Raw genomic sequence first — 22,202 nt, 5'->3', positions numbered from 1 at the left:
GATGACCTCGGCCGCCGACCTCGCCTGGTTAATCCCGGTGTTCCCCCTACTCGGAGCGATCGCCACAGGCCTGGGACTAATCAGTTTCAACCGCACCATTAACCGCCTGCGTAAGCCGGTAGCTGTGCTGCTGCTCACCTCTCTAGGTGCTGCCGCCGTCTTGAGCTATGCAGTCCTCGCCGAGCAGCTGAGCGGTGCTGCACCTGTCGAACATCTCTTCGTCTGGGCCAGCGCCGGCAGTTTCATTCTGCCAATGGGTTATGTGATTGATCCCCTTGGGGCCGTGATGCTTGCCCTGGTCACCACCATCGCTCTGCTGGTGATGATCTACTCCCACGGCTACATGGCCCACGACAAGGGCTACGTGCGTTTCTTTACCTATCTAGCCCTATTCAGCAGCTCGATGCTGGGCTTGATTATCAGCCCCAACCTTCTCGAAATCTACGTGTTTTGGGAGCTGGTAGGGATGTGCTCCTATCTCCTGGTGGGCTTCTGGTACGACCGAGATGGTGCCGCCCATGCAGCTCAAAAGGCTTTTGTCGTCAACCGTGTGGGTGATTTTGGCTTGCTCCTTGGCATTCTCGGACTCTTCTGGGCAACGGGCAGTTTTGATTTCCATGGCATTGCGAATGGCTTGTCAGATGCCATCGCGAACGGCACCGTTCCAGGCTGGGCGGCCTTGACCTTATGCCTATTGGTCTTCATGGGGCCGATGGCCAAGTCAGCTCAATTCCCCCTTCATGTTTGGCTTCCCGATGCCATGGAAGGGCCCACACCAATTTCAGCTCTCATCCATGCGGCAACCATGGTTGCCGCCGGTGTCTTCCTCGTTGCCAGGCTCGAACCTCTCTACAGCCAGTTCCCCATGGTGGGTTTGGTGATCGCCTTGATCGGCACGATCACCTGTTTTCTGGGAGCGTCGATCGCGCTCACCCAGATGGACCTCAAGAAGGGACTGGCTTACAGCACGGTGTCTCAACTTGGCTACATGATGCTGGCGATGGGCTGCGGCGCTCCCGTAGCAGGAATGTTCCACCTGGTGACCCATGCCTTTTTCAAGGCCATGCTTTTCCTTGGCTCAGGTTCAGTGATCCACGCCATGGAAGACGTTGTTGGTCACGAGCCCATCCTGGCCCAAGACATGAGGCTGATGGGCGGCCTGCGCCAAAAAATGCCGATCACAGCCATCACCTTCCTGATCGGCTGCATTGCCATCAGCGGCATTCCCCCTCTAGCAGGCTTCTGGAGCAAGGACGAAATTCTTGGACAAGCATTCACAACCTTCCCATTGCTCTGGGTTGTGGGCTTTCTGACAGCAGGGATGACGGCCTTCTACATGTTCCGCCTCTACTTCCTCACATTTGAAGGGCCATTCCGCGGAGACGACAAAACCCTTCAGGCAAACCTGCTTGCTGCTGCGGGCAAAGGCAGTGAAGACGAGCATCCTCATCAAGGCGGGGTGCTGCATGAGTCGCCCTGGTCCATGACTCTGCCATTAGCAGTCTTGGCAGTGCCCTCGATGCTGATTGGTCTACTCGGCACCCCCTGGAACAGCCGCTTTGCAGGCCTGCTCAACCCAGAGGAGGCCCTTGAAATGGCCGCAACATTCAACTGGAGTGAATTCCTGCCACTCGCAGGTGCTTCAGTGGCGATCTCAACAGCAGGCATCAGCTTGGCTGTCTTGGCTTATGCATTGCACCGCCTCGATCTCGAAGAACTATTTGCCAATCGTTTCCCTGTCATCAATACCTTCCTGGCCAACAAGTGGTATTTGGATGACATCAATGAAAAGATCTTCGTACGCGGCAGCCGCAAACTGGCTCGTGAAGTGCTTGAAGTGGATGCCAAGGTGGTTGACGGCGTGGTGAATCTCACCGGCCTACTCACGCTTGGAAGTGGCGAAGGTCTTAAGTACTTTGAAACAGGCCGCGCTCAGTTTTACGCCCTCATCGTTTTCGGTGGTGTCATCGCCTTAGTCGTGCTTTTCGGCGTCCTAGGCAATCCTGTGAGCTGATAAACCAAATTGTGTGTTATCGCCTATCGATGCAGTGTCAGAACGCCAAGCATTTCTACACTCCGACCAGTGCTGAAAAGGCCTGTCCGTGCTGGAGTTTGCCATAAGCGCACCCTTGGACACAGGTGCCGAGCTGCTGAGTGATCAAGTGAGCGCTAACTTCCCCTGGCTGAGCCTCTCAATTCTGTTCCCGATTGTGGGGGCCTTTCTGGTGCCGTTCATCCCTGATGAAGGGGAGGGTAAGCAGGTTCGTTGGTTTGCACTCGGCATCGCCCTGGTGACCTTTCTGATCACCGTGGCTGCCTACCTATACGGCTATGACCCCAGCCTGAGCGGCTTACAACTATCCGAACGGGTGAGCTGGCTACCTGATCTGGGCCTCACCTGGGCCGTCGGAGCCGATGGCATCTCGATGCCACTCATTCTGCTCACCAGTTTCATCACAGCACTGGCAGTCCTGGCAGCCTGGCCAGTGACGTTCAAACCCAAGCTGTTCTTTTTCCTGATACTGGCAATGGATGGCGGCCAGATCGCAGTTTTTGCCGTTCAAGACATGCTGCTGTTCTTCCTGGCCTGGGAACTGGAATTGTTGCCGGTCTACCTGCTGCTAGCGATCTGGGGTGGCAAAAAAAGGCAATATGCAGCCACAAAATTCATCATTTATACCGCTGGCAGTTCGCTGTTCATCCTGCTGGTGGCCCTAGCCATGGGGTTCTTTGGCGGAGGCACACCCAACTTCGAATACACCAACCTCGCCCAACAAAGCTTTGGGACAGGTTTCCAGTTGCTCTGTTACGCCGGACTGCTCATTGCCTTCGGCGTCAAGCTGCCAATTGTGCCTCTACACACCTGGCTACCCGACGCCCATGGAGAAGCAACGGCGCCAGTTCACATGCTGCTTGCAGGCATCCTGCTGAAGATGGGCGGCTATGCCTTGATGCGCTTTAACGCTCAACTGCTACCTGAAGCCCATGCCCAGTTCGCCCCTCTTCTCATCGTGCTTGGGGTGGTCAACATCATCTATGCAGCTCTCACCTCCTTCGCCCAGCGCAACCTCAAACGCAAGATCGCCTATAGCTCAATTAGCCACATGGGCTTTGTACTGATCGGCATTGGCAGCTTCAGTGCCCTAGGAACGAGTGGCGCCATGCTGCAGATGATCAGTCATGGTCTAATCGGCGCCAGTCTGTTCTTCCTTGTAGGAGCCACCTACGACCGCACCCACACCTTGCAACTTGATGAGATGGGAGGAGTGGGTCAAAAGATGCGAATCATGTTCGCCCTATGGACTGTCTGTGCACTCGCCTCCCTCGCTCTGCCTGGCATGAGTGGTTTTGTTTCTGAATTAATGGTGTTCGTGGGCTTTGCTACCGATGAGGCCTACACGCTGACTTTCCGGATTGTGATTGCAGGGCTTGCGGCAATCGGCGTCATCCTTACCCCAATCTATCTACTCTCAATGCTGAGAGAAATCTTCTTCGGCAAAGAGAATGCCCAACTGGTCTCCCATACCAACCTGGTTGATGCCGAACCAAGAGAGGTCTACATCATTAGCTGCTTACTCGTGCCGATCATCGGCATTGGCCTCTACCCCCGACTCATGACCGATAGCTATACCGCATCCATCCAAGAATTAGTAAAGCGAGATGAATTAGCCCTGCAAAGCATCAAAAAACCCTCAGCATTGATGATTCGAAACACCACCATGACGCCTGCTTTGGTCTCATCCCCAAGGCTGCCGATCACTCAAACGCGATAGGAGCAGCTCACTAGGAAATAAGAGCTTCAGCCTTTCTTTGAATAGCGAAGTATCCTGAAGTCTGCAGCAGTAATGATTAATTAGTTCCTGTTTTAAGGAATTCGCCAGATCAGTTTCATGTTGATCTTGTGCCTCGCCCCCAACAAAGCGATTCACAATTCTCTCGAGCCCTTTTGGATGGTATTGCATAAGGGCTAACAATAGATACTTATTCACTGCCGGGAGTGCCTGATGTAGAACCATGCCAAGCAATCCCGACCTCAGCCTCTAAGCCACCAACTCAACCGACCAAGACCAAGCAAGACGATCAAACGTTGAGACGGAAGCTGACTAGAAACCACCTCATCAGCTTCCTCCTAACCCAATTCATATAACCCTTTAAAGGCATGATGATCTATGGAATCCCCCTAGCGCGCGCCTAACAAGATCGATAACTTATTTCAAGCGTGATCTTTGCCTTGCAGGATGATGGACTGAACAGGGGGGCTGATTCAGGCGCACGCCTTGCAATCCGCCTGCTGCAAGATGCCGCAGAGCGAGGTGAATTAGATCCCTGGGATGTCGATGTGATCGCTGTGGTTGATGGTTTCCTCGATCAACTACGCCAGCGCATTGAGGTGCCCCAGCAAGTGGCCGCACAAGTTCAACGGCAAGGCGGCAGTTATGAACAGGATTTAGCAGACAGCAGCGAAGCCTTTTTGGCCGCATCAGTCCTGGTTGGTCTCAAAGCAGAGGTTCTCGAAGCCCAAACCTTTCCACCTGAACCTCTGTTTGAAGAAGGCTTCGAAGCAGAGCTGGGAGAGCAAGGCTGGCTAGATCCAAGTTTTGCGCTTCCCAGGCGCCCAGAGCGCCACCTCTTACGTCGTCCGGCAGCACCACCGCCCCTTCGTAGGCCAGTGACTCTTGGCGAGCTCATCGAACAACTGGAATCCATCGCCGAGCAACTCGAATCCGACGAACTGCAACAGCGACGCCGCAAACGCAATAAACGTTTGAGCGAGCGTGAGGCCATTGCCCAAGTCACAGCTCTGGCGCACCGGGAAAAACTTCCTGAAACGACTGCAGCCTTAGGAGTTTTCCTCAACGCTTGGGAACAGGCCCTGCACTGGGTTGATTTCGAGCAGTTGGTTGGTCAGTGGGAACAGGTCTCAACAGCAGACCTGGACACGGATCGGGTGGGCGTGTTCTGGGCTCTGTTATTTCTATGCTCACAAGGAAAAGTGGAGCTGGCACAGGAAGGATCCCTCTATGCCCCCCTACGACTGAAGCGACTGCTGGCCCCAGGAACCATTGCTCAGCTCCCACTTACCAGCCTTAACGTGCCAGCTGCCACTCCGGCCGAAGTCGTGAATGCCGCTTGAATGGAGGTCTATGTTGTTTAACCGAGCTGAGGCCTAACAACGCCAATGAAGGCGATGATTTTGGCGGCCGGCAAAGGGACGCGCGTCCAGCCGATCACCCACGTGATCCCCAAGCCGATGATTCCCATCCTTCAGAAACCCGTGATGGAGTTTCTGCTCGAACTGCTGAAGGAGCACGGATTCAAAGAAGTAATGGTGAATGTGTCTCACCTAGCTGAGGAAATTGAAAACTACTTCCGCGATGGCCAGCGCTTTGGCGTAGAAATCGCCTACAGCTTCGAGGGACGCATCGAAGAGGGAGAACTGATTGGTGATGCCCTTGGTTCCGCTGGCGGCCTCAAAAAAATCCAGGATTTTCAACGATTCTTTGATGACACCTTTGTGGTGCTCTGTGGCGACGCCCTCATTGATCTCGACCTCTCAGAAGCCGTAAAACGCCATCGAGCCAAAGGCGCTCTGGCGAGCTTGGTGACCAAGCGAGTCCCCAAAGATCAAGTCAGCAGCTATGGCGTGGTGGTCACAGACGAGAATGATTGTGTTCAGGCATTCCAAGAAAAACCCTCCACTGATGCAGCGCTGAGCGACACAATCAACACAGGCATCTATCTCTTTGAACCAGAGATTTTCGAGCACATTCCTTCCGACCAACCCTTCGATATCGGCTCTGACCTATTCCCCAAGCTGGTGGAGATGGGCTTACCATTCTTCGCCCTACCCATGGATTTCGAATGGGTGGACATTGGCAAGGTTCCGGATTATTGGAGGGCCATTCGCAGCGTGCTGCAAGGAGAGGTTCGCCAAGTAGGCATCCCTGGCAAGGAAGTCCGTCCTGGGATCTACACAGGCTTGAACGTTGCCGCGAACTGGGACAAGATCAATGTGCAAGGGCCAATTTATGTGGGTGGCATGACCCGCATCGAAGATGGAGCAACAATTATTGGGCCATCAATGATCGGCCCTAGCTGTTGCATCTGCGAAGGGGCAACCGTGGACAACTCGATCATCTTTGACTATTCCCGTATTGGAGCTGGTGTGCAGCTGGTGGAAAAGCTGGTGTTTGGCCGTTACTGCGTTGGCAAAAACGGCGATCACTTTGACCTTCAAGAAGCAGCCCTTGATTGGCTGATCACCGATGCAAGGCGCCAAGACCTGGTGGAACCATCTCCTCAGCAGAAGGCCATGGCCGAACTCCTTGGCACAGACCTCACACCGGCACCAAGCTGATTCCAGCCTGATCAAGAATCTCGGGGATGCGCTCTTCTGCTTTCACGGCCATCAGATGGACGCCCTGGGCAAGAGACAAGTAACTCCTGACCTGCTCAGCAGCAATAGCGATCCCCTCAGCCATTGGATCAGATGCTTGCTCCAGCCGAGCCACAAGTGATTCAGGAATGCATGCTCCAGGCACAACCCTATTAATAAAGCTTGCATTACGAGCTGATTTCAGCAAAAACACCCCAGCAAGCACAGGCAACCCAAGGGGATTGGCCACCTCATTGCAAAAGTGTTCAAGCACAGCGGGTTTCATCACCATCTGAGTCTGAAGAAAGCGAGCGCCGGCCTCTTTCTTTCGTTCAAGGCGCCGCCGCAGGCCACTCAAGCTCTGGCAATTGGGATCGGCAGCGGCCCCAGCAAACAAAGCAGTCGCTCCATCAGGGAGTAATCCCGAAACAGGATCCTCCGCACGGTTGAAGGCAGAGACCTGATGCAGCAATTTCACCGACTCGTAGTCATGAACAGGTCTCGCCTCAGGTTGATCACCAACCCGAACCGGATCACCTGTAAGGCAGAGCACGTTGCGAATACCCAGAGCATGAGCTCCAAGTAAATCGGATTGAAGGGCGATCCGATTGCGATCACGGCAAGCGAGCTGCAAAATCGGTTCAAGCCCCTCATCTAACAGCAAGCGGCAGAGAGCAAGGCTGCTCATCCGCATCACTGCACGGCTGCCATCAGTCACATTGATGGCATGAACAAAACCTTTCAAACCTTGAGCCATCGTCAAGGAATGAACAGGATCTGCACCACGAGGAGGCATGACCTCAGCAGTGATCGTCACCGCTCCGGCCTCGATGGAGCGCTGCAAGGCTGAACTCAAATCACGATGTCCTTCACTTACTCACCAACTATGAGGGATCGCTTGCCCAAAGTCTGCGTAAGATGAACGGAGATAATCAATGGGGAGGAAATGGCCACAGGCAAAATCCCCAGTTCCGTTCATATCTCACTCTCTTCAAGGGAAATGGAAATCATTGACCTTGTCGCCGACGGTCTAACCAACCAAGAAATCGCTGAAAAGCTAACCATCAGCAAGCGAACTGTCGATAATCATGTCAGCAACATGTTCACCAAAACAGGCTCAAAAAATCGTGTGGCCCTTCTGAACTGGGCCATGGATCACGGCAAGATCTGCCGCGATGGTTTCAATTGCTGCTCCTTGCCAGACGACTCCGACTCTGACTCCTAAACCCAAGCGCAGCGGGCTCTGGGATGGACATCAAAGAACATCCTTCGGACTCGAGATCAAACAACTCGACATAGGCCATACAAGCCTCACGATCCCGGCATGTAAAGCGGAGGATGCCATCGGTATCGTACAAACCAAACACAAGTTGCCTTCCCGCAGCCTCTGCTGCCCGAACAACCAGTTCACTCGATCGGAACTGTTAAGAGATTATAAAGGCCCTTGGGGCGCTTTGGTCAAGCCAGGCCGTTATCTCTGCGCCTCTGATCGGACCATTGCTGAATCGGGGTGCGTGCCAAAGCGGCATTGTTCCACTCAGATGCACCAGTCACCTCCTGCCAACACCACGCGGGAATCTCTAGCCGATCCTCCGCAGAGACAAGTTCCACCTCCGCTAGCACAAGAGGAGCATTCGCTCCTTCGAAGCAATCGACCACCCAATCACCACCTTTAAGGCTTAGTTCATAACGTGTCTTGATCAGACGATCAGGCGCCAAGCCCCAGAGAGCCTCTGCATCGACTAGAGGGATCCGATATTCGAACTCATGGCGAGCAATACCCTCAGCAGGAGCCTTGAGGGTGAGCCAAGCCTGCTCCATCGCCATGATTCTCATCCTGACAGTGAACCCTTGAGGAGACCCGGCCAGGTAACCCTGACGCAAAGGCAAGGCCGGTCCTGCCAAAGCTCGCCACTCTTCTCCCACCACCAAAAACCTCCGTTCGATCTCGAGGCCCATGAGCTTCAGCTGGGAGATGGTTGATTGTTGAGCAGACTTCCCGCCCAATGCAGCTTGTGCGTGAGAGTTCTGTAATAAGAAGGGCTCTGTTCAAGAACCACCATCAATGCATGGTGCCGAGCCCTCTGAACAACACAACACTGGCCTGGTTCAAGCAGGGCACCACTCGCCCCATCTTTCCAAAGCTTCACCCGGCGAGTGTTTTCTCCCAGAAGCCCAATCACGAGCCGTGAAGCTGGAGGCACGATGACCGGACGACTAGAGAGACTCATCGGACAAATTGGACTCACGATGATGGCATCAATGCCAGGGTGAAGAATCGGCCCTCCAGACGCCATCGAGTAGCCGGTAGACCCTGTGGGTGTCGCCAAGATCAAACCATCGCCACGGTAATGATCCACCACCTCACCATCGATCTCTAGTTCAAGGGTGCAGGTAGGCGACACATCATCGCGATAAGGACGCATATAAAAATCATTCAGGGCCCAGTGCGGTGCCTTAGTCCCATTCAAATCCTGGAGCGAAGCAGTAGGTCGAGCAGTTCGTTCAGCAGGGGAGCGGCTGTCCACTGCAGCCTGCAACATCATCCTGCGCTCCAAAGCAAAGTTGTCCTGCAACAATCGCTGCCATAGCTGACCGCCATCAAGCAAACAGCGTTCATGCGTCAGAAAACCTAGATGCCCGCCGACGTTGAAACTAAGGATTGCTACATCATGAACGGCAAGATGACGGGCCGCACCGAGCACCGTGCCATCGCCCCCAAGCACAACAGCCAAATCAGGCAGGCCGGCTTCTGAGGCCAATAAATCAGGGAAAGGGTTGGCCGTCACTCCACTCATGGCCATCACCACTTTCACTCCAAGCGCTTGGAGCTCGTCAACACAACAACAGGCTTCACGATGCGCAGAATGACTTCCCGCCCGATAGATCACCCAGACCAAATCGAGACGCATGCCTTGGTCTCCTTACCAGCGCAGCAGATTGAAGCGCTCCATATCCACAGTGACGCGATTGCGATACAAGGAAAGGAGGATCGCAAGACCCACAGCTGCCTCTGCAGCAGCAACAGTAATCACAAACACAGCAAAGACCTGACCGCGGATCAGATCACCATCAATATATGAAGAGAATGCCATCAGATTGATATTCACCGCATTGAGCATCAGCTCAATGCTCATCAAAACCCGAACAGCATTACGGCTATTGATCAGCCCCCACACGCCGATACAGAAAAGCATCGCAGCAAGCAAGAGATAGGCCTGAAGAGGAACAAGACCGGACGAGGACTCGAGCATGGGATCAATAAGGGGAAAAAGCAAAGTGTCCTGAACTGATCAGGGCGTGGACTTATCGACAAGCAACGGGGTTTGAGCCTTCTCGATCAGACCCTGATTGACAGCATCACCTGTACCAACATCAGTCTCCAACACATCTCTGCGGGCCAACACAATTGCACCGATCATGGCCATCAGTAGAAGCACAGACGCCAGCTCAAAAGGCAAAAGGTAGTCAGTAAATAGGTGTTCACCAATTCGCTCAGTAGCCCCTACTCCAATCGCTGCGGGGCCTGGCACTGCCCAAGGTGTGGTGATCACCACACGAAAGAAAAGAACAAACAACCCTGCACAAACTCCACCAGAGAGCAGCCTTCGAATAGGCAATCCCTCGATCGGCTTCAAATCTTCGCGCTTGTTGACCAGCATGATCGCGAAGAGAATCAGCACGTTGACTGCACCCACATAAACCAGCACCTGTGCTGCTGCAACAAAACTGGCATTGAGAAGCAGATAGAGACCAGCCACAGCCATAAATACGCCACCAAGCAAAAAGGCGGAGTAGACGATATTGCCCAGCAAGACGACACCAAGACTGCCGAGAACCACCACGGCGCCTAGAACCAGGAAACAGATTAATTCTGTGGAAGTAGCAATCGTCATCCGCTGGGCTGGTCTTGATCAGAAGCATCCTGCAACGATTCTCTCTCATCCCCTTGAACAGACTCTTGTTGCAAGCTCAGACTCTTGAGCGCCTCTGCCGGGAGCTGTCCGGCTCGAGGTTGATTGGCAGGGACATCATGAGGATCCATCACCCCTTTAGGCAGATAGGCCAGCTCTCTTAAAGGCTGCACAGATGGGTCTGTCGTCACACTGGTTGGCAAACGACCCAATGCAACATTGTCGTAGTTGAGGCTATGTCGATCGTACGCAGCCAGCTCATATTCCTCTGTCATCGATAAGCAATTGGTAGGGCAGTACTCCACACAGTTGCCACAAAAGATGCAGACACCGAAATCAATGGAATAATTGCGCAGCTCCTTTTTCTTCGTCTCCTTATTCATCACCCAGTCCACAACAGGCAGGTTGATGGGACAAACCCTGACGCAAACCTCACAAGCAATGCATTTATCAAACTCGTAGTGGATACGACCGCGATAACGCTCTGAGGGGATGAGCTTCTCGTATGGATACTGCACCGTGATCGGACGCCGGCGCAGGTGGTCGAATGTGACCGCAAGGCCCTGGATCAGATAGTTCGCTGCATCCGCAGCGTCGCGGGTGTAGTCAGCAACTTTTTTGAGGAACCCGAACATGCGAAAGGACCCTCTAAGAGGCCCACTAGGAGCATTCGATAAATCCTACAAGCTTTTTAACCAGGATAAGTAAAAGTGCTTAGTCCTCCCGGAACGAGATCCAGCACCTTCAAGCGCTTTGGCTGCATCAACCACCAAAGGCAACAGGAAAAGCCAACTTAAGAGCAGCGGTAATCAGCAGATTTCCAAGAGCGATCGGCAAAAGAAACTTCCAGCCCAAATCAAGCAATTGATCAATACGTACTCGTGGAGTAGTCCAGCGCAACAAGATGGCTAAGAACACCAGTAGATAAGCCTTCAGCACTGTCATCACAATGCCAACGGAGCCAGTGATCACCTGCACCAAGGGAGCATCAACCGACTGACCAAGCCAACCAGCCAGCCATTCCACCGGGATGGGGAAGCCCCATCCCCCTAGGTAGAGCACTGCGACCAACAAGGACGAAAGCACAAGGTTGATGTAACTACCGAGATAAAACAGGGCAAACTTCATCCCTGCGTACTCGGTCTGATAACCCGCCACCAGCTCTTCCTCAGCTTCAGGGAGATCGAAAGGAAGTCGTTCGCACTCGGCCAGCGCACAGATCCAAAAGATCAAAAAGCCCACAGGCTGCCGCCACACATTCCAACTCAGCAAGCCAGCACCATTTTGTTGGGCAACAATGTCGACCGTGCTGAGCGAATTGCTCATCATCACCACTGCCAGAACAGCCAAGGCAAGAGGGATTTCGTAACTGATCGATTGAGCTGCAGCCCTCAGCCCACCCAAGAGTGAGTACTTGTTATTGGAGGCATAGCCACTCATCAATAGGCCAATGGGCTGAATGCTGCTGAGGGAGATCCAGAGGAAAATCCCTATCCCCACATTGCTGATCAGCAGATTTTGACCAAAGGGCACGATCAACCAGGAGAGGATCACAGGCACAAGCACCAGGACCGGACCAAGAGTGAACAGCAGGCCATCCGCCCTGACAGGGATCACGTCTTCCTTAACCAGCAACTTCAAGCCATCGGCCATCGGCTGCAAAACGCCGAGAGCTCCTGCGTATTCCGGTCCGATCCGCTGCTGAACAGCCGCCGAAATCTTCCGCTCCAGCCACACGGTGACCAAAACGCCCACCATCGCCGCGGTCAACACCAACAGCATCGGCAGCGGCAGCCAAATGAGATGGGCCATCTGAGGGGAAAGCCCCAGCCCTTGTAATGACTGACTAAAGCTCAACTCCAGATCAAGGCCAGAACTCACCAAGCCTGAGGTTGCAGTGGCAAAGGTGGTCACCATGGTGATGGCTGAGCTGGCTGCAACTTAGGCGCCCGTAGAAGAGACACGCTCATCACTAGGGATCCAAGTTCTGTTCTGGGCACCGGTGTAAATCTGCGAAGGCCTGAAAATCCGATTCGCGCCAAGTTGCTCTCGCCAATGAGCTAGCCAACCGGCCACCCTTGAGATAGCAAACACAGGAGTAAAAAGATCACGTGGAATTCCAAGCTTGCGATACACAAGCCCGGAATAGAAGTCCACATTCGGATAGATCCCTTTAGGCCCTAAACGGGTAGCAGCCGCCTGCTCCAACGCCTTGGCCACGTCGTACATCTCATCGGTGCCGAATCGGGCAAACAACTCCTCTGCAAGACCCTGAAGGATCACAGCGCGAGGATCCTTGACCCGATATTCCCGATGACCAAAGCCCATCACCTTGCGCTTAGAAGCAATCGCTTCATCCAAGTAATCACCAGCATGCTCTGGGCTGCCGATCTCTTCGAGCATCGCCAAAACATCCTCATTGGCACCACCATGTAGAGGTCCTGCAAGGGTGCCCACTGCGGAGGCCACCACTGCATAAGGATCAGTGAGCGTACTGGCGGTCACGCGAGCACTAAAAGTACTGGCATTCAGACTGTGTTCCGCATGCAGGATCAAGCAGCGATCAAGAACCCTGGCCGCCAAAGGGTCCGGTTCACGCTCGGTGAGCATGTAGAGGAAATTGGCTGAGTAGGCCAGGTTGTCACGCGGCTGAATGGGATCTTGCCCTTTGCGAATCAATTTGAAGGCCGCCACCATCGTGGGAATCTTGGCGATCAGCCTCACCACGGCGTTATAGACGTACTTCGGGTCATCGATGGCTCGACGGGAATAGAACAGCCCCAGGGATGCCGCACTCGACTGAAGTGCATCCATCGGGTGCCCCGAAGCTGGGAAGCACTTCATCATGTCGCGTACCCGGAAACTCACGCGACGGTGCATCTGCACCTCAGCTTCAAAATCACGAAGTTGCTGTGGGCTGGGCAGATCGCCCCAGATCAACAGATAAGTGGTTTCCAAAAAGCTGCTATGCGCTGAGAGCTCCGCAATTGGATAACCCCGATAAGCAAGCCGCCCCTGCATTCCATCGATATCACAGATGGCGGATTGGGTTACTGGCACTCCCTCCAGCCCCGGACGAAAGCTGATGCCACTGCGATCGTGGCGAATCTCCCCAACCTGCTCCTGCCCCACCGCATCTCAACAACTGCTTGGCAACCTAAGCGGAACAGGGCAACAACACCGACGGCCTCAACAACACCTGCAGCGTTGCCCTGCCAGCAGGGCTTCGTTTCTGCTGCGACCATCTGAGGTGAGCAAAACCAGCCTTCTTCAACACCAGGCAGCCCGTAGGGATGCCAAGCAACCTTGCTGCTAGATGGGTCAAATCAGGTTCATGACCCACCAAAAGGCAGCGCCCAACCAATCCTTCAAGCAAAGGCCAAGGATCCCTGCCAGGAAGCAAGCAACTCTCGAATTCCACACGCCCCGCCAGACCTGCCTGCTGCGCAAGTTCGGCCGTCTGAGCCGCACGCAGATAAGGACTACTCAGCAGACGATCAGCAGCAAAGCCAAGGCTTCGCAAGCGACGAGCGACCTCCATCGTGCGCAGAATTCCTTGCTCTGTAAGTGGCCTTAGCGAATCATCAACGCCATAGCAACGCTGCTCAGCGATGCCATGGCGCAATAAGAAAAGATCAACCGAGGTTGAGGCGGGCACGCATGCGAAGAGAAGAGCTTTGCTCATCTTGATCAGGCCCCACAGCCATGGCCAACCCCTGCACACTGGGCTGCATTGAACCATCAGCAAGCGTTTGCATCAACGTCCAGGGACGCCAATGCTGAAGCTGCACGCGACCAGGACTTGCACCAAGAACCAGCTGTTGAGTAAGCGGACGATCATCTCGATTGAGATTGTTCAGCTGACGAAGACGAGGCTGCAATGCCTTGCCCTGCTTGCGCTGCTGCAGAGCCGCAAGGGTCTGCCCCCACCAGGCCTGGTCTGGCTCTTCGGCCAAAGCAACGCCCAACTGAGCCTCAAGCAAGTTCTTAGTGGAGCTTTGTTGACGTGCCAAGCGCGTCCACACCTGCAGAGATTCGTCATCAGACGGCAAATCCGAACGAATAAAACCCTGCTCAGTCAGCGCATCATCCACCACCGAGACAGCTGGATGGTCCTGCTTGGTCGCAACCAGCCAGCCTTCGGGCTGCTGAAGCCACAACAACGGTCCATCGTCCAAACCAGCAATCGTGGCAGCCGAAGACAGTTCATTTGCCTTCAACTGCTGACGCAGTAAGGGGCCTAACCACTGCACCAGAGGATCCTGATCTGAGGGATCCAGTAATCGAGAAGGTGAACTCAGCAAAGCGAGTGCCTCCGCCTGACCACCAGCCGAGGCAGTGAGCTGAGCAAGTCCATCAGCTGATCCAGCCTCACTTGCAACAGCTTCCAGGGGTTGCTGGAAACGCAACAGCCCTTCCAGCGCCAAATCGGACCCTCCAGGCTTCAAGGCAGCCACCAAACCCAACAGATCCTCCCGCTGGCTGAGCTGCTTAGGCAGGCCTAACCAAGAGTGAAGCGCGGGCGGCGAGGCAACCATCAGCGCTACACCATCCCCCAGCTGGCGCACGATCTCGACAAGCTCCTGATCGCCAAGTTGATGCTGATCAGACAACTGGGAAACATCAAGAGCCTGTTCCAATACCCCCCGGCCGGAGGCAAGCAACAGCAGGTCATCGTCGATCAATGCTGTTGCCAAAGGCTGTGGATTGCGTCCGCTCAAAGCCCCTTTGCCACTAATCACTCCCATCCCCCGATAGCGGCTGATCTGCAGATCTGTGCCAGCCAAGCTGCGGGCTTGCCAAAAGCGCTGTAAAAACCGCCTCGCACCATCCTGATCTCGACTCTCTAGAACCAAAAGCCAACCCATGGATCCTTCTGACCCGTTGGGTTCCAACAGAGCCATACTCACTTGCGGACCAAGCCAGTCGACCAACTCCGACTCAAAATCCAAACCAGCGAGTGCGAAAGCACCATCACGAATCTGCTGAGCACCATCGCGAGCCTTGCGACGGTTGCGTGCCGGCGCTACAGCCTGGGCATAGGCCGGCACACGCACTGGATCCATCAACCAATGAACGGCAAGAGCAGCATCTCGAGGCACAAACCTTGCAGCACGTGGCAACTCCAGTGGCTGATCAACCAAACGAAGAGGGTTTTGGCGGGCCATAGCCCATCCAAGCCCCGCCACCAATGAGAACAGGACAAACACCGTGGCTAGCACGGCAATCAAAAACGGGCGGGCCTTCATGGGCCGGCAATGGGACTCTTTAGATCATCTTTATCCATTAATCATCTGATCGTCTTGCGCCCAGTATGAAGCGCTCACAAAGTCAACAACAATGAGGCGATTGACAGGCCTGTTTGCGCAAGCCAACTGAATCGCGAACAGCAGCAAAATTTCCGCCACAAAATCTTGTCGAGCTACACGACGAGAACCACAACAGCTGCAATCTGGAAAGAAGCATCGAGACTTGGTGATGCTGGGTTGCAAGCAAACTGCGCCAACACTGAGGCCGGCTTAGTGAGTTCGTGACAGAGCACAAAAGAAGGGCGACCCCCCCCCGTACCATCAAGATCCCGACGTCACCGCTTTGGAGTCGCTACCGGCACGACAACAGCAGGTGCTTCAAGCAACGGTGCACCACTACGTGGACACGATTGAGCCCGTCGGCAGCAAAACCCTGGTGCAACGCTTTGGCCTCCAAGCGAGCGCCGCAACGGTTCGTTCGGCAATGGGGGCCCTTGAACAGCGTGGCCTGCTCACCCAACCTCATACCTCGGCGGGAAGAGTGCCGAGCCCGCAGGGCTATCGCCACTATGTGGACTGCTTGCTGCCGCCTCCAGGATCGGCGGCGCAGCACCTGGAACGGGAACTGACAAACCTCAGTCTGCGCTGGGCAGCTCTCGATGACTTGATGTGGCAATTGGCCCGTCGCCTCACCGATTTCACCGGCCTGATGAGCTTGATTACCAGGCCAGCACGGCCAAAGCCAACGCTTCAAGCCGTACGCCTGGTGCGCAGTGGCGACCGGCTGCTGGTGATGCTGGTTGAAAGCTCCAACCAAGCCAGTCATCTCAATCTGCGCCTGCCCCATGAAGCCAGCAACGAACTCGAAGCCATCGAGGAGTGGACCCGCGATCAATTGGCCACAACGGGAAACGGCAGCCTCGACTGGTCGAGCCTGCCACCGCAGCTCAATCTGAGCGGATCTTTACTGCGAGAGGCGATTCACAGCCACAGCCAAGCTCAAACACCGGCTGAATCAGATGCGGTGTTCCATGGGATGTCCAGGCTGCTTGCGCAGCCAGAATTCAGCAGTAGCGCCAGCCTCCAACCTTTACTGGAACTGATGGATACGCAGCCAGCTGCAGTGGTGCCAGTTGGCAGTGAGCAACTGGGAGGCGTGTGGATCGGCGCGGAGCACCCCAAGAGCGCCCTAGAAGCCTGTTCCGTGGTGCAAGCGACCTATCACAGCTCCGGGGAAGGCATCGGACAAGTTGCTCTGGTTGGCCCGATGCGCATGGCTTATGCCACAGCCAAGGCAGCCGTGAGCAGCGTGGCGAATCACCTTGAAAGGTTGCTCTGCTAAGCGAGACAGCTAGCCATGAGTTGCAAACTTTTTTGCTACGACTACCAAGCTTCGACGACTAGGTTTTCGGCGGTATAAACGGTTCAACAAAAACTGGAAATGGAGCCCATGAACTGATTGATCTTTGCGTTATTGGTTCTCGTGATCAGTTACTCGTTAACCCCTTGCCGATGGTCAAGCTCTGATGCCATCAGCTCATGGCTCGAGCAAAACGCTTACTGCCGGCAGCCATCACTCAAAGCTGATTGCCCAGTTTCTCTGCCACGGTGTTGACATCTTTATCGCCACGGCCAGAGCAATTGATCACCACTTCTGTTCCAGCGGCGAGAGTGGGGCAAAGCATCTCTAACCAAGCAAAGGCATGGGCCGTCTCTAGAGCAGGAATAATTCCCTCTAGTTCACTCACCAAGCGCAGGGCATCCAAAGCCTGCTGATCGCTAACCGCGGCATACTCCGCCCTACCAATCTCACACAGGTAGCTGTGTTCTGGACCCACTCCTGGGTAGTCGAGGCCGGCACTAATCGAATGCGCCTCTTGCACCTGACCTTCATCATCCTGAAGCAACAAACTCATCGCTCCATGCAAGACGCCTACTCGACCTTCGGTGATTGTTGCCGCATGACGACCAGTTTCAACACCATCACCAGCAGCTTCCACTCCAATCATGCGCACAGAGCGGTCCTGCACGAAGGAATGAAACAAACCCATGGCATTGGACCCACCACCAACGCACGCCAAAAGAACATCAGGCAAGCGACCGAAAGCCTCAGCACACTGCTGCCTGGCCTCCTGACCGATCACGGCATGAAAGTCGCGAACAAGCATCGGATAGGGATGGGGACCAGCCACCGAACCAAGGATGTAATGGGTGGTTTCCACATTGGTGACCCAATCACGAATCGCCTCACTCGTCGCGTCCTTCAGCGTGGCCGTGCCTGCGGTTACAGGCTGCACTGTGGCTCCCAGCAGACGCATGCGGAACACATTCAACGCCTGACGGCGCATGTCCTCAGCGCCCATGTAGACGACACACTCAAGACCAAAGCGGGCACACACCGTGGCCGTGGCCACACCGTGTTGACCCGCACCTGTTTCGGCAATGATCCGCTTTTTACCCATGCGTAAGGCCAACAGAGCCTGACCCAAAGCGTTATTGATTTTGTGAGCGCCTGTGTGATTGAGGTCCTCACGCTTAAGCCAGATCCTGGGGCCTCCGTCTGAACGGCAGTAATGAGCTGTGAGGCGCTCAGCCTCATAAAGCGGCGTCGCCCGACCCACATAGCTACGCAGCAACCGATCCAACTCAGCAGTGAAGGCAGGATCTTTCCATGCCAGCGCAGCTGCTTGCTCCAGTTCAGCCAAGGCAGGCATCAAGGTTTCGGGCACGTACTGGCCCCCATATCTGCCGAAACGCCCCTGGGCAGAAGGTCGCGCACTCACAGCGAGGTCCGCATCTTTGGGCTGAGAGGGCAGAGTGCTGGTCACCGGTACGCCAGGCAAGAACAACACCAGCCTAGGAATCGAAAGAATCACCCCAAGCAGCAAAGAGTGCTTTCGTTTGAAGCCGCAAAGTTAGAGGGAGTCTTTGCCAGCCAACTCAACCATCCGCCCCATGGGCCCTGCCCAAGCCAGACCAACAACGAAAAGACTGGCAGCCGCTGCAATGGGAATCCGCTCTCTACTCAAGCTGAACGCCGTCGCGTTCGCGCTGCAATCGTTGTTGCAGCAACCATCCAGCAGAGCATCACCAGCAGCCATCGGATCGCGGAGTTGCATCTGATCACCGCGAAGATGGCATGCAAAAACAACGATCCCCGTACATTCACAACATTGGCGATCAGACAATGCCCCGAGGTGGCTGGCAAGAATTCACAGACCCAGGTGGTTTTTCAGGGCAATCCAGAGCGATAGCGCGTCCCGATATCAGCCAAGCCAATCCCAAGGAGCAGCAAGCTGTGCGGGTGCAACGCACACGCGGAGGCAAACGTGGCAAAACAGTGACCCAGATCACTGGGCTGGCACTCACCGCGACAGAAGCCAAGGCTTTGCTCAAGCGCCTTAAGGCCCGCGCTGGCACCGGCGGAACAGTCAAAGACGATCTACTCGAGCTACAGGGCGACCAGGTGACCCTGGTGATGGACTTCCTGCAAAGCGAGGGCTTCCGTCCCAAACAAGCTGGTGGCTGAAAGGAGCTGACAGATCAGCTAGGCGGAATGGAGAATGGCAGCCCAATCAACATCAAGACCATGAGCTCTGCCCCGCAAGGAGATACAAACCCCAAGGGCACGAACATTGTCTGGCATGAAGCCTCCGTAGACCGTCAATCGCGAGCACAACAACGCGGCCACCGCAGTGCAATCCTCTGGTTCACTGGCCTATCCGGTTCTGGCAAAAGCACCCTTGCCAATGCAGTGAATGCGGCACTTTTTGAGCAAGGTCTTGCCACCTATGTCTTAGATGGCGATAACATTCGCCATAGCCTTTGCAAAGACCTCGGCTTCTCCGACTCAGATCGAGAGGAGAACATTCGCCGCATCGGCGAGGTCGCCAAGCTCTTCCTCGATGCCGGTGTCATCGTGCTCACCGCTTTCGTCTCCCCCTTTCGAGCCGACCGTGACAAAGCCCGCAAGCTTGTAGATGTTGATGATTTCATCGAAATCCACTGTGCAGCGGACCTAAGCATTTGCGAAGAGCGAGACACCAAAGGGCTTTATGCCAAAGCCAGGGCAGGCGAAATCAAAGATTTCACCGGTATTTCCAGCCCCTATGAAGACCCTGCGTCACCCGAACTAAAGATCAATACCGGAGAGCAAAGCCTGGACAGTTGCGTTGAGATCGTGCTCAAGACTCTGCTGGATCGAAAGGTGATTCCCGCCAAGCATCAACCAGTGTCTTAATACAACTCGCCACGGGAACGGCCAGCAATAACCCCAAGAGCTGACCAAAACCAAATAATGCTCCTGTTCTGGCACCAATCGGCAAAGCAATGAGCAACCAAGCAGGCTGCAAGCCAACGATGCTTCCCATCAGGCGCGGTTGGATCACTTGATCCACAATCTGACCAACAGCGATCGCAGCGGCCAAAATCTCTAGACCCATGCGGGGGTCCTGTAATGCGAGCAGTGCACTAACACCAACAATCGTGATCGCACTGGCGTAGGGGATCAAAGTCGTAAAACCAATTAAGACCGCAAATAACACTCCAAAGGGAATGTCTAGCAGCGTAAAAACAGCGATTTGGCCGCCGCTGAGAATCAATGCAAGCAAGACCTGCCCGGCAAAATAACCACGGAATGTGCCCGTGATCGTATCGACAACAAGCTCCCTCCATTGATCCGGCAACCAACGAGCCAGCCCTGCAGTAATTGGATCGCCCCCCAACAAAAGAAACACTGCCAAGACAAGCACCAACAACGTGTTGATGGTGATGCCAAGAGTGGCTCCAAGAATGCCGAGTAATTGCTGACTCAACTGAGTCGCCACGCGGCTCAATCGTGTCAGTAAATCACTGCTGAAGTCTCCGAATTCACTAGGCAATCCCCGACCCGAAGCCCATTCCTGGAGCCGTGTAACCCACCCTTCTGCAGCCACAAGCCAACCGGGTAATTCATTGATCAGCTGGCCAAGCTGATCAATCAGACGGGGCACCAACGCAACGCCCGCCAACACCAACAAACCCACTGTCACAACGGCTACCACCCCAATAGCCAACCAACGGGACAGACCACGCTGATTCAACCAGCGACTGGGAATATCTAGCAAAAATGCAATCAGCGCTGCCGTGACAAACAGCCCTGGGAACGGGGCCAAAGGCAGTAGTAACTGACGCAGCACCCAAAGATTGAGGGCGAACAGAGGCAAAAGCAGACTGAGCCGCAACCAGATAGGGAATACCAATGGCCCAAGCATCAGAGAACTCTCATTGAGATCCTCAGCAGATCAGTCACTAGGCTGAAGCTTCGCTCCTCGCAAAGAAGCCTGCCACCAAAATGCAAGCCAGCAAGCAATCCCAACAAACTTAAAGCCCTCTTCAAACAACTGCACCGTGGCGTAGCCAATGGGCAATAGATCCTGAACCTTATCGCTGACTATCGAGAGGCCCAGAAGCAAGGTCGCCGCCAGGAATGCCACACCATCAGCCTGGATGACTCATTTGCAAAAGCGTCCGCAGAAAGAAAGCTGTAATGATGCAGTAACAGCCAGCTTGAGCTAATTGCGCAAGGCTCATGCCGTAAGGAAAGATCATCAAGACAAAGCAATCTGGAGAGCATGGCCACCCTTAGGCATTAGGGCAGAATTGTCTCTAGAGGCGTTTGGCTCAGCAGTAGAAAGCCTGCCTTACAAACACGATCTCGCTGGTTCTATCCCGGCATCGCTAATCACCTAAAAGGTCTAGTCAATGAATTTGGCTCTTTCCCCAACGCTGGCTGCATGTCGGCCCCGGCAATGGCCAAAGAATCTGTTGGTTTTCGCTGCTCCACTTTTTGCCTTCCGCTTCGAGATTGAGATTTGGCAGCGAGCACTTGCTGCACTTGTGGCTTTCTGCTTGATCTCTAGCGCGATCTATCTACTGAATGACTGTCTTGATGTCGAGGTCGATCGAGTTCACCCCAGCAAAAGATGTAGATCCATCGCCTCTGGGCTGGTCACGGTGCCTGCAGCCCTAGCAACAGCCTTGATGCTCACAGTAGTCAGCCTCAGTTTCGCAGCCGTAATTACTCCAAAATTGGCAGGCGTGGTGCTGCTATACGGCCTCATTCAAGTCGGCTACTGCTTAAAGCTGAAGCACCAGCCGTTACTTGATCTTTTCGCTATCGCATCGGGGTTCTTATTGCGGGCCATCGCAGGTGCTGTTGCTGCTGGCCTACCCCTTTCCCCCTGGTTCCTTCTCACTGTGGGACTGCTAGCGCTTTTTCTAGCTATTGAAAAGCGCAAGGCCGAACTTCGCGTAACGAAGAACGCTGGGGTAACGACCCGCACAGTGTTGAAGCGCTACTCATTACCTCTGCTGCTGCGGCTTGAAAGCTTGGTGGCAACCAGTTCCTTTATGTCTTATTCACTCTGGGCCGCCGGTCCAGCTCTGAAAGGAGCGTCAACCAGTTGGATGCTACTCACCGTACCCTTCGTACTAGTAGGGATTTTCCGCTATCAGTTGCTCAGTGATCCTGAAGAGGTCGAACGCCGTGGCACATTGAGACCAGATCTCAATGGCGAAAAGCCTGAGGAGATTCTGTTGAATGATCGCGGCATTCAGTTCACCTTGATCGGCTGGGTCTTGACTACTTTGCTGATCGGGTTAGTCAACCACGCAGCTGCATAA

23 protein-coding genes are annotated in these 22,202 nt (G+C 54.5%); 9 read left to right on the top strand and 14 right to left on the bottom strand.

The genetic code is table 11. The features are described 5' to 3' along the window. Window position 1: 1 nt before the first annotated feature. The 4 genes from SIB80_RS02545 to SIB80_RS02530 all read left to right on the top strand — a co-directional run bounded on the left by SIB80_RS02545 (window position 2) and on the right by SIB80_RS02530 (window position 6,358). Window positions 2–2,014, top strand: a complete 2,013-nt coding sequence (locus SIB80_RS02545; RefSeq protein WP_063420566.1) for an NAD(P)H-quinone oxidoreductase subunit 5 — start codon at window positions 2–4, stop codon at window positions 2,012–2,014. Between the two features lie 88 nt (window positions 2,015–2,102). Then, the gene (locus SIB80_RS02540) at window positions 2,103–3,773 is read left to right on the top strand and encodes an NAD(P)H-quinone oxidoreductase subunit 4 (protein ID WP_063404765.1); all 1,671 of its coding nucleotides are present in this window, start codon (window positions 2,103–2,105) and stop codon (window positions 3,771–3,773) included. A gap of 458 nt (window positions 3,774–4,231) precedes the next feature. Then, the gene (locus SIB80_RS02535) at window positions 4,232–5,134 is read left to right on the top strand and encodes a segregation/condensation protein A (RefSeq protein ID WP_063420848.1); all 903 of its coding nucleotides are present in this window, start codon (window positions 4,232–4,234) and stop codon (window positions 5,132–5,134) included. A 45-nt stretch (window positions 5,135–5,179) separates the two neighbouring features. Then, window positions 5,180–6,358 (top strand): nucleotidyltransferase family protein, encoded by a 1,179-nt coding sequence (locus SIB80_RS02530; RefSeq protein ID WP_063420567.1) that lies wholly within the window; start codon window positions 5,180–5,182, stop codon window positions 6,356–6,358. Here the strand turns inward: SIB80_RS02530 and SIB80_RS02525 are convergent. Further along, entirely contained in the window at window positions 6,339–7,232 is an 894-nt protein-coding gene (locus SIB80_RS02525) for a methylenetetrahydrofolate reductase (protein ID WP_063420568.1), read from the bottom strand. The genes SIB80_RS02530 and SIB80_RS02525 overlap by 20 nt on opposite strands. Window positions 7,233–7,322: 90 nt before the next feature. On the opposite strand from SIB80_RS02525, the gene SIB80_RS02520 reads away from it, so the two are divergent. Further along, entirely contained in the window at window positions 7,323–7,601 is a 279-nt protein-coding gene (locus SIB80_RS02520; protein WP_011827256.1) for a helix-turn-helix domain-containing protein, read from the top strand. A 233-nt stretch (window positions 7,602–7,834) separates the two neighbouring features. Here the strand turns inward: SIB80_RS02520 and SIB80_RS02515 are convergent, their stop codons facing one another. The 9 genes from SIB80_RS02515 to SIB80_RS02475 form a co-directional block, all read right to left on the bottom strand. Further along, a complete protein-coding gene (locus SIB80_RS02515) occupies window positions 7,835–8,335 on the bottom strand; it encodes a CYTH domain-containing protein (RefSeq protein WP_063420569.1) in 501 nt (166 codons plus the stop codon). A 5-nt stretch (window positions 8,336–8,340) separates the two neighbouring features. Beyond that, window positions 8,341–9,288 (bottom strand): NAD(+) kinase, encoded by a 948-nt coding sequence (locus SIB80_RS02510; protein WP_063420570.1) that lies wholly within the window; start codon window positions 9,286–9,288, stop codon window positions 8,341–8,343. A gap of 12 nt (window positions 9,289–9,300) precedes the next feature. Next, a complete protein-coding gene (nuoK, locus tag SIB80_RS02505; protein WP_011827260.1) occupies window positions 9,301–9,630 on the bottom strand; it encodes an NADH-quinone oxidoreductase subunit NuoK in 330 nt (109 codons plus the stop codon). A gap of 39 nt (window positions 9,631–9,669) precedes the next feature. Beyond that, window positions 9,670–10,272 (bottom strand): NADH-quinone oxidoreductase subunit J, encoded by a 603-nt coding sequence (locus SIB80_RS02500; protein ID WP_011131383.1) that lies wholly within the window; start codon window positions 10,270–10,272, stop codon window positions 9,670–9,672. After that, entirely contained in the window at window positions 10,269–10,925 is a 657-nt protein-coding gene (ndhI, locus tag SIB80_RS02495; protein WP_063420571.1) for an NAD(P)H-quinone oxidoreductase subunit I, read from the bottom strand. The genes SIB80_RS02500 and ndhI overlap by 4 nt, the downstream gene beginning before the upstream one ends. 127 nt (window positions 10,926–11,052) lie before the next feature. Further along, a complete protein-coding gene (nuoH, locus tag SIB80_RS02490) occupies window positions 11,053–12,171 on the bottom strand; it encodes an NADH-quinone oxidoreductase subunit NuoH (RefSeq protein WP_196757156.1) in 1,119 nt (372 codons plus the stop codon). A gap of 60 nt (window positions 12,172–12,231) precedes the next feature. After that, on the bottom strand, window positions 12,232–13,422 hold the full coding sequence (locus tag SIB80_RS02485) for a citrate synthase (RefSeq protein ID WP_063420572.1): 1,191 nt from the start codon (window positions 13,420–13,422) through the stop codon (window positions 12,232–12,234). A 25-nt stretch (window positions 13,423–13,447) separates the two neighbouring features. After that, window positions 13,448–13,948 carry a SixA phosphatase family protein gene (locus SIB80_RS02480; RefSeq protein ID WP_371807585.1) on the bottom strand — a complete coding sequence of 167 codons (501 nt, stop codon included), beginning with the start codon at window positions 13,946–13,948 and terminating at the stop codon, window positions 13,448–13,450. Continuing rightward, window positions 13,926–15,539 carry a DUF3352 domain-containing protein gene (locus tag SIB80_RS02475; protein ID WP_169246963.1) on the bottom strand — a complete coding sequence of 538 codons (1,614 nt, stop codon included), beginning with the start codon at window positions 15,537–15,539 and terminating at the stop codon, window positions 13,926–13,928. The genes SIB80_RS02480 and SIB80_RS02475 overlap by 23 nt, the downstream gene beginning before the upstream one ends. Before the next feature lie 343 nt (window positions 15,540–15,882). On the opposite strand from SIB80_RS02475, the gene hrcA reads away from it, so the two are divergent. Then, on the top strand, window positions 15,883–16,881 hold the full coding sequence (hrcA, locus tag SIB80_RS02470; RefSeq protein WP_063416604.1) for a heat-inducible transcriptional repressor HrcA: 999 nt from the start codon (window positions 15,883–15,885) through the stop codon (window positions 16,879–16,881). A 235-nt stretch (window positions 16,882–17,116) separates the two neighbouring features. Here hrcA and trpB read toward each other — a convergent pair whose 3' ends face one another. Next, window positions 17,117–18,367, bottom strand: coding sequence for a tryptophan synthase subunit beta (gene trpB, locus SIB80_RS02465; RefSeq protein WP_063420849.1), 1,251 nt, complete (start codon window positions 18,365–18,367; stop codon window positions 17,117–17,119). 87 nt (window positions 18,368–18,454) lie between these two features. After that, window positions 18,455–18,727 (bottom strand): hypothetical protein, encoded by a 273-nt coding sequence (locus SIB80_RS02460; RefSeq protein ID WP_205909718.1) that lies wholly within the window; start codon window positions 18,725–18,727, stop codon window positions 18,455–18,457. Here SIB80_RS02460 and SIB80_RS02455 point away from each other — a divergent pair. Together SIB80_RS02455 and cysC are read left to right on the top strand one after the other, a co-directional pair. Continuing rightward, window positions 18,727–19,068, top strand: a complete 342-nt coding sequence (locus SIB80_RS02455; RefSeq protein WP_011827280.1) for a translation initiation factor — start codon at window positions 18,727–18,729, stop codon at window positions 19,066–19,068. The two genes, SIB80_RS02460 and SIB80_RS02455, sit on opposite strands and share 1 nt — an antisense overlap. Before the next feature lie 60 nt (window positions 19,069–19,128). Beyond that, the gene (gene cysC / locus SIB80_RS02450; RefSeq protein ID WP_196757648.1) at window positions 19,129–19,779 is read left to right on the top strand and encodes an adenylyl-sulfate kinase; all 651 of its coding nucleotides are present in this window, start codon (window positions 19,129–19,131) and stop codon (window positions 19,777–19,779) included. On the opposite strand, the gene SIB80_RS02445 is transcribed toward cysC, so the two are convergent. Both SIB80_RS02445 and SIB80_RS02440 read right to left on the bottom strand, forming a co-directional pair. Further along, the gene (locus SIB80_RS02445) at window positions 19,724–20,791 is read right to left on the bottom strand and encodes an AI-2E family transporter (RefSeq protein ID WP_063420577.1); all 1,068 of its coding nucleotides are present in this window, start codon (window positions 20,789–20,791) and stop codon (window positions 19,724–19,726) included. The two genes, cysC and SIB80_RS02445, sit on opposite strands and share 56 nt — an antisense overlap. Window positions 20,792–20,821: 30 nt before the next feature. Continuing rightward, complete coding sequence (locus tag SIB80_RS02440) at window positions 20,822–21,013, bottom strand: hypothetical protein (RefSeq protein WP_063416584.1); 192 nt, start codon at window positions 21,011–21,013, stop codon at window positions 20,822–20,824. 268 nt (window positions 21,014–21,281) lie between these two features. Here SIB80_RS02440 and SIB80_RS02435 point away from each other — a divergent pair, with 268 nt between their 5' ends. Next, on the top strand, window positions 21,282–22,202 hold the full coding sequence (locus SIB80_RS02435; protein WP_063420578.1) for a decaprenyl-phosphate phosphoribosyltransferase: 921 nt from the start codon (window positions 21,282–21,284) through the stop codon (window positions 22,200–22,202).

The sequence above is a fragment of the Prochlorococcus sp. MIT 1327 genome, from assembly GCF_047304785.1.
Lineage (GTDB): Bacteria > Cyanobacteriota > Cyanobacteriia > PCC-6307 > Cyanobiaceae > Prochlorococcus > Prochlorococcus marinus_D.
Note: the sequence above shows the minus strand (reverse complement) of the source record. Positions and strands in the feature narration are given on the sequence as shown.

Excerpts from the sequence above, each read along its gene's own strand:
- SIB80_RS02445 (WP_063420577.1), bottom strand. The coding sequence starts at position 20,791 with ATGCTTGGGCCATTGGTATTCCCTATCTGGTTGCGGCTCAGTCTGCTT.
- ndhI (WP_063420571.1), bottom strand. The coding sequence starts at position 10,925 with ATGTTCGGGTTCCTCAAAAAAGTTGCTGACTACACCCGCGACGCTGCG.
- SIB80_RS02475 (WP_169246963.1), bottom strand. The coding sequence starts at position 15,539 with ATGAAGGCCCGCCCGTTTTTGATTGCCGTGCTAGCCACGGTGTTTGTC.
- SIB80_RS02520 (WP_011827256.1), top strand. The coding sequence starts at position 7,323 with ATGGCCACAGGCAAAATCCCCAGTTCCGTTCATATCTCACTCTCTTCA.
- SIB80_RS02510 (WP_063420570.1), bottom strand. The coding sequence starts at position 9,288 with ATGCGTCTCGATTTGGTCTGGGTGATCTATCGGGCGGGAAGTCATTCT.
- SIB80_RS02500 (WP_011131383.1), bottom strand. The coding sequence starts at position 10,272 with ATGACGATTGCTACTTCCACAGAATTAATCTGTTTCCTGGTTCTAGGC.
- SIB80_RS02530 (WP_063420567.1), top strand. The coding sequence starts at position 5,180 with ATGAAGGCGATGATTTTGGCGGCCGGCAAAGGGACGCGCGTCCAGCCG.
- cysC (WP_196757648.1), top strand. The coding sequence starts at position 19,129 with ATGAGCTCTGCCCCGCAAGGAGATACAAACCCCAAGGGCACGAACATT.
- SIB80_RS02435 (WP_063420578.1), top strand. The coding sequence starts at position 21,282 with ATGAATTTGGCTCTTTCCCCAACGCTGGCTGCATGTCGGCCCCGGCAA.
- SIB80_RS02545 (WP_063420566.1), top strand. The coding sequence starts at position 2 with ATGACCTCGGCCGCCGACCTCGCCTGGTTAATCCCGGTGTTCCCCCTA.
- SIB80_RS02455 (WP_011827280.1), top strand. The coding sequence starts at position 18,727 with ATGCCCCGAGGTGGCTGGCAAGAATTCACAGACCCAGGTGGTTTTTCA.
- SIB80_RS02515 (WP_063420569.1), bottom strand. The coding sequence starts at position 8,335 with ATGGGCCTCGAGATCGAACGGAGGTTTTTGGTGGTGGGAGAAGAGTGG.
- nuoK (WP_011827260.1), bottom strand. The coding sequence starts at position 9,630 with ATGCTCGAGTCCTCGTCCGGTCTTGTTCCTCTTCAGGCCTATCTCTTG.